The sequence below is a fragment of the Streptomyces sp. NPDC003300 genome (assembly GCF_040610915.1).
GTDB lineage: Bacteria > Actinomycetota > Actinomycetes > Streptomycetales > Streptomycetaceae > Actinacidiphila.
Window position 1 is genome coordinate 73,620 of sequence record NZ_JBEXNE010000031.1, and the last position, 6,289, is coordinate 79,908.

The window sequence follows — 6,289 nt, forward strand, 5'->3', positions numbered from 1 at the left end:
CGCTCCCTTCGAGGGGGGATGTGTGGGGGCCGACAGCACAGGGGGCGCTGCTGGTCTGGACCAATACTGTTGGTCTGGACCACCCGACTGTCAAGAGTCCTAACAGATAACGGAGTTGGACCACTCACCCCGCGGGACCGGACATTTCCGGCGCCCGGACAGCACGTGTCACCGCCGCGCCCGCGCGGACGCGGCGGTGACCTGTCAGTACCCCGCTCGGACGGTCAGCGCCGCCAACTGGCGATCGCCAGCGCGGGAACGAACCGCGCGGCGTCCAGCGTGCCGACACCGGTCGCCATGTCGTACCCCTTCACCGCGGTGTAGCCGGTGACGCCGTCGTAGGAGTTGTTCGTGCCGTCCTTGACGTCCACGATCCCGGTGAGCCTGCCGTCGCCCCGGTAGAGCGCGTACAGCGCCTGGTGGATGTCGCCCACCCGGTGCCCGGCGAGCTGGTCGGCCAGCGCGACGATGCCGGAGAACAGCGGGCTGGACTCGCTGGTGCCGCCGTACACGTCCCATCCGACGGCCGTCGGGTCGAAGGAGGAGTACACCCACGCGCCGCCGTCCACGGCCGCGGTCATCGAGATGTCCGGGGTGCCGCGCCGGGCGCCGACGACGTTCTTGACCACGTCCTGGTACGAGGGCCTGGTGAAGACGTGCGACTGGCCGCCGCCGCCCGCGCCGTAGTCGTTGTAGACGCTGTCGGGCGCGGTGCGGTCGCCCGCGTCGTCCAGGTGGAGCTGCGTGCCGCCGATCGAGGTGACCAGCGGGTCGGACGAGGGCCAGGAGTTCACCGGGTACGGGTAGTCGGTGGCGCCGTCCGCCATCGAGTCGGTGGCGCCGCCGTCGCCTGAGGACGACAGCACCGTCACGCCGTGCGCGGCGGCTGCCTTGAAGGCGTACCGCAGCTTCTGGATGCTGGAGAAGTCGCCCCGGTCGAAGCCGGGGAAGGTGTTCTCGGTGGCGCCGAAGCTCTGCGTGATCACGTCGCCGACGCCGTGCTCGATCATCGACTTCTCGGCGTCCATCATCTCGGGCAGCCCCTCGACGCCCTCGGTCTCCGCGACGCCGGTCTCCACCAGCACGATGTGCGCGTCGGGCGCGACGGCGTGCGCCATCTCCACGTCCAGCGTGCTCTCGCTCGCCCAGCCGGTGTGGTCCGGATTCGTCGGGTCGAACGGCGGCACGTCACCCCACTTGACGACCTGTACGTGCGAGCTGGCGATGCCGAACTGCCGGCTGTACACGTCGAGGTCGTGCTGGATCGTCGGCGACCCGAACGAGTCCACGATCACGATCGTCCGCCCCTTGCCGGTGATACCGGCGCGGTAGAGCGGCTTGAGGTCGTACGCCTGGCGATACTGCTGCGGGGTGTAGCAGTTGATGCCCCACTTCGCCTGGCACTGCGCGCTGCTGAGCGGGCTGCTCACCCCGCTCACCAGCCGGTGTCCCGTGACCGCGGGCACGGCCTTCGCCACCGGTGCGGTACGCGCCGGGGCGGCGGTGGCGGACCCGGCGACGGGAGCGGCTGTCAAAGCGGCGGCGGCGAGGGCGGTGACCCCTGCCGCCGCGACCGCGGCGCGGGGCCGCGGACGGAATCTGCGCATGGACTCTCCTTGTGTGGAGTGCGACCGCACGAGACGGATGCCGCGATCACACCCACAGATCATGCCCAGGACAAGAGACTTCGCCGTTTGCTGCCGACCGCTTTACTCCGGATGGCCGCCCCTTGGTTATTTCATGGGCATGCCATGACGAGGCGTCATGGTGCGGCGGCGTGCGGCGGCGTCACGGGTCCCGTCATACGGCGGCGTCACGGGGCCCGTCATGCGGCGGCGTCACGGCACGGCACGGCACGGCATACACCACGTCACGACACGGCCGACGGCGGGTCAGGACACGATGTCCTTGGTGCGGAAGCCGCGGAAGGCCAGCGCCGTCAGCACGATCGCGTACGAGACCGACACCGAGGTGCCCTGGAGCATGCCGGACCACTCCATCGTCGGCTGGAGCGCGTCCGCCCAGGAGAACTGCCAGTGCGCGGGCAGCACGTCACGCCACCGCCCCAGCGCGGTCACGGCGTCCAGCACATTGCCGACGATGGTGAGGCCGACCGCGCCGCCGACCGCGCCCAGCGGCGCGTCGGTGACCGTGGAGAGCCAGAAGGCGAGCGCGGCCGTGACGAGTTGGCTCACGAAGATGTAGATCACGGCGACCGCCAGCCGCGGCAGCGCCTCACCGGACGCCAGCGCCCCGCCGGTCGGCAGTTCCAGGTCCCCCCAGCCGTACGCGACGGTGCCCGCCACCAGCGCGACCGCGGGCAGCAGGACGAGCGCGACCGCGCTGAAGCCCAGCGCCACGGTGAGCTTCACGGCCAGCAGCCTGGTCCGCGGCACGGGCGCGGCCAGCAGATAGCGCAGCGAGGACCAGCCCGCCTCCGAAGCCACGGTGTCGCCGCAGAAGAGCGCGACCGGCACGACGAGCACGAAGCCCGCGGAGACGAACAGGCAGGTCGCGCAGAAGTTGGCGCCCGAGGCGGTGGCGGTGTCGATCAGCGTCGGGCCGTTCCTGCCCTCGCCGCTCGGGGTGCCGCCGATCGCGAAGGCGGCGATCAGGATGAACGGCAGCGCGGCGAGCAGCGCGGCCACGATCATCGTGCGGCGCCTGCGCAACTGCCGCCTGGCCTCGACGCGCAGCCGCAGCGTACGGCCGGGGCGGTAGCCGGGCGCGGTGGCGCGGGCCGGCGACCCGTCCGGTGCGGGCGCGGGGGCGGGCAGGGCGGGTGCGGCGCTCACGAGGAGCCTCCGATCAGGGTCAGGAAGGCGTCCTCCAGGCGGCGGTGCGGCCCGACCTGGGCCACGGGCACGTCGAGACGGACGAGTTCGGCCACGAATTGCGCCGGGGTCAGGCCGTCGAGCACCGCGAGCAGACCGTCCTCCTCGCGGACCGCGGTGGCGACCCCGGGCAGTGCGGCGACCTTCTCGACCGCGCTCTGCGGCAGTTCGCCGTCGATCCCGACCAGCACGGTGTCCGCCGAGCCGATGATGTCGGCGACGGGACCGGCCGTGACCAGCCGCCCGCGGTCCATGACCACCAGATGCGTACAGGTCTGCTCGACCTCGGCCAGCAGGTGGCTGGAGACGATCACGGTCCGGCCCGCCTGCGCGTAGCGGATCAGCACCTCGCGCATCTCGCGGATCTGCGGCGGGTCGAGTCCGTTGGTCGGCTCGTCGAGGATCAGCAGGTCCGGCAGGCCGAGCATGGCCTGCGCGATGGCCAGTCGCTGCCGCATGCCCTGCGAGTAGGTGCGCACGGCCCGTTCCAGCGCGTCGCCGAGGCCCGCGATCTCCAGGGCCTCCGCCAGGTGGGCGTCCTGCGCCGGGCGGCCGGTGGCCTGCCAGTACAGGTCGAGGTTGGCGCGGCCGGACAGATGCGGCAGGAATCCGGCGCCCTCCACGAAGGCGCCGAGCCGGGACAGCACGGGCGCGCCGGGCCGTACCGCCTCGCCGAACACCCGGATCTCGCCCTCGTCGGGACGGATCAGGCCCATCAGCATCCGCAAGGTGGTGGTCTTGCCCGCGCCGTTCGGCCCGAGCAGGCCGAGCACCTGGCCGGGTTCGACGCGGAAGGACAGGTCGCGTACGGCGTACTGGTCGACGGACTTCGCGTACCGCTTGCTGAGGCCGGTGATCTGCAACGGGACCGCGGCGAGCGCCGGGTCGGCCGGGCGCGGGCGGACCCGGCGGCGGCCGGTGAGCAGCAGGACGGCGGCCACGGCCAGCGCGATCAGCGGCAGCGCCCAGGCCCACCACGCGACCGAGGTGGCGTCGGCGCGGAGCCCGGTGTCGGTGGGCAGGGTGAGCGTCGGCGACGCGAGCGAGACGGTCAGTACCGCGGGCGCGGCCGGGGAGGCGTAGCCGAGGTCGGTGGTGGACAGCACCACGCGCAGTCGGTGCCCGGCCGCGAAGTCGTGGTCGACGGCGGGCAGTCGGACCGTGACGGTGGTGCCCTGCCCGGACCCGACGACGCGTACGGGGGCGGCGAGCGAGGCGGGCAGGGTCTCCTTGCCGCCGGGCGCGACGTCGTAGAGCTTCGCGAAGAGCACGGCGTCGGGCGCGTCGGTGGCGACCTTCACCCGCACCGACGGCGCTCCGATGAGTTGGACGCCGTCGCGCAGCGGCGCGGACTCGAACACCGCGATCTGGCCGGGGAAGTCCAGGGAGATGCCGGCGCCGACCGAGGAGAGCTGGGTGAGCGCGCCGAGGCCGGGGACGGCGGAGATCGCGGGCGGGGCGCCGCCCGCCGGGTTGGTGATCCGCTGGGCGGAACCGGCGAGCGCGATCTTCCGGCTGCCCGATCCGTCGAGCCCAGGGTAGCTGTCGCCGCTCGCGCCGCGCAGGGTGACGCTGCCGTCGGTGGAGTTGAGGCCGCCGGTGCGGGTGACCCGGAAGGCGGGTCCCGTGCTCGTGGACGTCTCGCCCTTGAGGTAGTGGTCGAACCAGGCGGTGACCCGCTGGTCGATCCTGCCGTTCTCGGTGTTGCCGCCGTCGTGTCCGCCCGCGATCCAGTCGACGGTCACGGGTGCGCCGTTGGCCTTGATCGCCTTGGCCATCGCGTCGGACTGGGCGAGCGTGAACAGCGAGTCGGTCTGGCCCTGCACGATCAGCGCGGGGACCTTGATACGGGAGCCGACCGCGGACGGGCTGAGCGCGTCGAGTCGCGCGCGGGCGGCGGCGTCGGGCTTTCCCGCCTGGGCCACGCGTTGGTAGAGCGCGCAGACGGACGGTTCGAACCGGCCGCAGAGGGGGTCGGCGGTCGTCGGCGCTCCGGCGGGCGTGCCCGTGCCTGTGCCTGTGCCCGTGCCCGCGCCCGCGCCCGCGCCCGCGCCTGTGTCCGGGGTCCGGTCGCCGCCCGTTGCCGCGTCCAGCGGGGTGGAGCCGCTGGAGAAGAAGATGCCGGCCCACAGCTTCTTGTAGACGTCGTTCGGGAAGAGCGCGTCGCTCAGATTCCAGTACGTCATGCGCGGCGCGATGGCGTCGATGCGCTGGTCGTAACCGGCGGCGAGCAGCGAAATCGCGCCGCCGTACGAGACGCCGGAGATGCCGACCCGCGGGTCGCCCGGCGCGTCGAGCCGCACGTCGGGGCGGTCCGCGAGCCAGTCGACGAGCTTGCCGACGTCGGCGACCTCGCCGTCCGGCGCGTTGAGCCCGATGCGTCCGGTGGAGTGCCCGAAGCCGCGCGCGGACCAGGTCAGTACGGCGTAGCCGTGCCGGGCGAGCGCTTCGGCCTGGCCGCGCACGTCGTCCTTGCTGCCGCCGAAGCCGTGCCCGAGCAGTACGGCGGGCCGCCTGCCGGGACCGCCCGAGGTGAAGTACGAGGTGTCCAGGCGTACGCCCCCGGCGCCGTCGAGCATCGCGTCGCTGCGGTGCACCGAGCCCCCGTCGCCGGACGCGGTCGCCGTACCGACCGCGACGCCGCCCGCCACCAGCACCACGAGCGCCCCCGCGGCGGCGAACCACCTCTTGCGTCGCGGCCATCGAAGATCCATCCCTCGATCCTAGGCGGCTCGGGCCGCGGACCGGGCGTGGGCGGAGGGTTCTCCGGGTATTCCCATACTCCGCGCCTGTCAGGTGTCTTGACTTCTCCGGTGGCGCGTGCCATCCATGCGGTGCCCACGCGTCCGTCCGGGCGCGGGCAGGAGGGGCCGCATGCTCTCGCTCGGCGATATCTCCGACCGGCTGGAAATCCAGGATCTGTTGATCGAATACAGCCACGCGGTGGACACCGGCCAATGGCCGCTGCTGGACGCGGTCTTCACCAAGGACGCGGTCCTCGACTACACGGCGACGGGCGGACCGCGTGGAACTCTGCCGGAGATCAAGGAATTTCTCGCGGCCGTCATGCCGCGTTTTCCCGGATATCAGCATTTGCTCGGGAATTGCGCGATCCGGCTCGACGGGGACCGCGCGACGGGCCGCACCATGTGCCTCAACCCGCTCGTGCTGCCCGAGGGCGGCAAGGCGGCGGAGCGCGGTGTGCTGCTGTGCGGCTTCTGGTACGTGGACGGTTTCGCGCGGGACGGCGGCGGTTGGCGGATCGCCTCGCGGCGGCAGGAGACGTCGTACATGTACCGGGCGCCGGGCTCCGCGCAGGCGTGAGCGACCGGCCGCCTTCGGCACGTACCCGGTTCGCGGGGTGTCCGTGAACCGCCGCGGCGCGGTGGCCGACGTGGGTTACCGCCCCAGCAGGCTCGACCACAATCTCGGCCGGCTGATCAAGACGGTGTCCA

General features: G+C 72.5%; 4 protein-coding genes. 1 reads left to right on the forward strand and 3 read right to left on the reverse strand.

Features of this window, described 5'->3' with window-relative positions; all coding sequences use genetic code 11:
• Window positions 1–224: 224 nt before the first annotated feature.
• From ABZX65_RS31650 to ABZX65_RS31660, 3 genes are all read right to left on the reverse strand, one after another.
• Window positions 225–1,607 carry a S53 family peptidase gene (locus tag ABZX65_RS31650; protein ID WP_355347793.1) on the reverse strand — a complete coding sequence of 461 codons (1,383 nt, stop codon included), beginning with the start codon at window positions 1,605–1,607 and terminating at the stop codon, window positions 225–227.
• 285 nt (window positions 1,608–1,892) lie between these two features.
• Window positions 1,893–2,777, reverse strand: coding sequence for an ABC transporter permease subunit (locus ABZX65_RS31655; RefSeq protein WP_188282197.1), 885 nt, complete (start codon window positions 2,775–2,777; stop codon window positions 1,893–1,895).
• A gap of 14 nt (window positions 2,778–2,791) precedes the next feature.
• Window positions 2,792–5,548: an alpha/beta fold hydrolase gene (locus tag ABZX65_RS31660; RefSeq protein WP_355347796.1), complete on the reverse strand. Its 2,757-nt coding sequence runs from the start codon at window positions 5,546–5,548 to the stop codon at window positions 2,792–2,794.
• A 160-nt stretch (window positions 5,549–5,708) separates the two neighbouring features.
• On the opposite strand from ABZX65_RS31660, the gene ABZX65_RS31665 reads away from it, so the two are divergent.
• Entirely contained in the window at window positions 5,709–6,158 is a 450-nt protein-coding gene (locus tag ABZX65_RS31665) for a nuclear transport factor 2 family protein (RefSeq protein WP_355347799.1), read from the forward strand.
• The last annotated feature ends 131 nt before the right edge of the window (window positions 6,159–6,289 follow it).